We start from the raw sequence: 2,629 nt of genomic DNA, 5'->3' as shown, positions 1-2,629 counted from the left end.
CTTTTCTCCTGACCCGTCCCGGTGACGACGTTGGGCCGGGCGGTGTTTTGCTGCTCGCCTGGCGCCGGCTGGCAGCCCGGCCCGCGGAGGATCTCCTGACGGCAAAAAACCTCACCGCGGTCTTGGAAGAATTCGGTTTTTTCGCCCGCGACGGCGCGGCGGTCGGCGATCTCCTCGAGGATCTCCGCCAGCTGTCTACGGCAGCCGGCGTTGTCGAGATGCTGACCGGTGCCTTCGCGAGCGCGGAACGCGATGGCTTCGGACGCAATTTGGGTGCTTGGCTCGCCGACGCCCTGCTCGCGCAAAGATTGGGTTGGCCGCATGCGGTGCCGCTTCTGGGAGCGCAGCCTGCATCGGGCGGAAGCACGCGTGGCGTGCGAGTGAGAACAACCAGTCTGACGGAAAGCGACCAGGCGCCAGGCGGGGAGAGGGTGCAGGGCCTGCTCGTGGCTCAGGCGCGCGCCGCGCTGCGCGCCATCGATCTTTCCGCCGAGCTCGGGCGCCGTGCGGATCGGCTGTTCGGTGTCGCTCCGAAACTGCGGGCAAAGGGGGCGGACCATGTCGTCGATCATTTGCTGAACGACGATGCGCTCGTTGCCTCGCGCGGGGACAAAAGGACCGGGATGAGCGACCGCGGCCTGCGGCGGCTGTTCGACCGATTGGTCGATCTCGGCGCCGTGCGCGAGCTGTCCGGCCGCACCACGTTCCGCATCTACGGGCTTTAGCAAATGGCTGAAGCGGACCGCAAGAGGCGAGGGCGGGGCCGGTCGGATGACCATCGATCAGGCGACCGTCGTTCAAATGACCATTTGTTCGATCGCGATCTCGACCACCTGCCGGCGGAGGTTCGCTGGCGGGAGTGGATGAACCGCGTCGAGGCGACGGTCTTCGCCGCCAGCGAGCCGGTCACACGTAGTGTGCTCGCGCAAGTGATTGGCGCCAGTTGCAACCTCGACCTCCTCATTGATGACATCCGCGAGGAACTGCGCGGCCGTCCTTACGACCTGGTCGCGGTCGCCGGCGGTTTTCGGCACCTGACGCGGCCGGCCTACGGTGATGCCATTCGCGCAGCGTTAGGCACGGACGAGCAAGAGCAAAAAAACCTTTCGCAGCCGGAGGTGCTCGTGCTGTTGACGATCGCCTACTTCCAGCCGATCACCCGTGCCGAACTGTCCTCCTTGTTCGGCAAGGAAATCAGCCGCGACCTGATCGGCAATTTGCGCGGCTTCGGCCTGATCGCCTCCGGCCCACGCAGCCCGACCCCAGGCGCGCCCTACACCTATGTCACGACCAAGGCGTTCCTGCTGCAGTTCGGGTTCGACACCCTGCGCGATCTCCCCGACATCGATGCGCTTGAGGATGCAGGCCTGCTGTCGAAGGAGAAGCTGCTGGCGGGCGACATCACGCCGGGGTTTTCCAGTGACTGGGATGAAGATGCGGGCGTTGCCGGTGATGAATAGCATGCTGCTCACCAGGGATGGGTGGTTCGCGGGCAGCAGTCCTATCCGCGTGGGACCGCAAGAACACGGTGACGCTTCGTTTGGATCGCATCGTCAGTGGCGCGCGAATAGGCCGCGAGCAGAGCAGCAAGGTCGGCGCCGGTCGGGGGTGACCGCACAGACCTCGGCGATCCTTGATGCGTGTCCATGAAATCCGAGAAGTGCGCAATCAACCGGTCATGGCCGCCTGCAGCCAGGACGAGCCGACGCCGCCGGGCAACAGCATCGTCCTCATCTGCCGTCAACCAGCCGACAGGCTTGTCCGCGAGCCATTCGAAGCAGCGGATGCGCGAGGACGTGGACAGGTTCGTGAGCGTCTTGCCCAATGAGACGCCTGCAATGACAGGCGCGCCCAGCAGCCGCGAAGTCAGGTCGCCGATCGTCATCGATCCCTTGGCCATCCCCACCTTGCAGATATCGTCGATCGACCGTTCCAGCCGTCGTGCCGACGTTTTGACGAAGACCTTCGATGCCGTGCGCAGAGCGAAGGCGCATCGGGCGCAAAAGTGCTGCGGCATCAGGTCGGTCTGGTCGAAGGATGCAATCCCGCTGCGACAGGCGGGACATCGATCCCGAAGACCGCGACCATGCACGAAGCACGAGATGCGCGTCGCCAGCCGCCAGTGCCGGCGAAAATACGGCGCCTGGTCGCCGGCAAGGCACTGGGGACAATACTGCGTCCAGGTCGAACGGTTCGGGCGGACGTTCTCGCGCAACGGCAGCAGGAGCGGCGTCAACGCTGGACCGGTCATCGTCATCGCCGACAACGCTTCCGTTGCAATATCCGCCTGTTGTTGGAGCAGGGTCGCGACACCGTGCGTTAGGCTATGGTCGAGGCGGGACGACCCCATTCCGTCACCAAGCCCCAAGACGCCGGCGAATGGCCGCGGCGCGATACCGTTGGCGATGGCAAGGCGGTGGAGCCAGCTCGACAATAGCTCATCCGGCTGCGGGTCAATGGAAACGGACCACCGATCCCGAACGACGTCCCCGTATCGCTCACGGATCTCGATGGCGAAGCGTGCTCCGCTCACAGCAGGCGGTCACGCACCGGCGCCCGGCGGCGCTTCGAGACGGGGATGTAGCGCAGCGCCTCGATGCCCGTTTTCGTTATCCGCTCCGCGCCAGAC

The 2,629-nt window shown here is 65.2% G+C and carries 3 protein-coding genes; 2 read left to right on the top strand and 1 reads right to left on the bottom strand.

The annotated features are described in order from the left end of the window. Window positions 1-725, top strand: a 725-nt coding sequence (locus EOB59_RS34310; RefSeq protein ID WP_128290263.1) for a DUF1403 family protein, incomplete at its 5' end; no start/stop codon positions are given. 3 nt (window positions 726-728) lie between these two features. Further along, window positions 729-1,460, top strand: a complete 732-nt coding sequence (locus EOB59_RS34305; protein ID WP_095482551.1) for an SMC-Scp complex subunit ScpB — start codon at window positions 729-731, stop codon at window positions 1,458-1,460. Between the two features lie 41 nt (window positions 1,461-1,501). Here EOB59_RS34305 and EOB59_RS34300 read toward each other — a convergent pair whose 3' ends face one another. Next, window positions 1,502-2,533 (bottom strand): TniQ family protein, encoded by a 1,032-nt coding sequence (locus tag EOB59_RS34300; RefSeq protein ID WP_095482550.1) that lies wholly within the window; start codon window positions 2,531-2,533, stop codon window positions 1,502-1,504. Window positions 2,534-2,629: the final 96 nt, after the last annotated feature.

Source organism: Mesorhizobium sp. M7A.F.Ca.MR.176.00.0.0, assembly GCF_004023165.1.
Lineage (GTDB): Bacteria > Pseudomonadota > Alphaproteobacteria > Rhizobiales > Rhizobiaceae > Mesorhizobium.
Note: the sequence above shows the minus strand (reverse complement) of the source record. Positions and strands in the feature narration are given on the sequence as shown.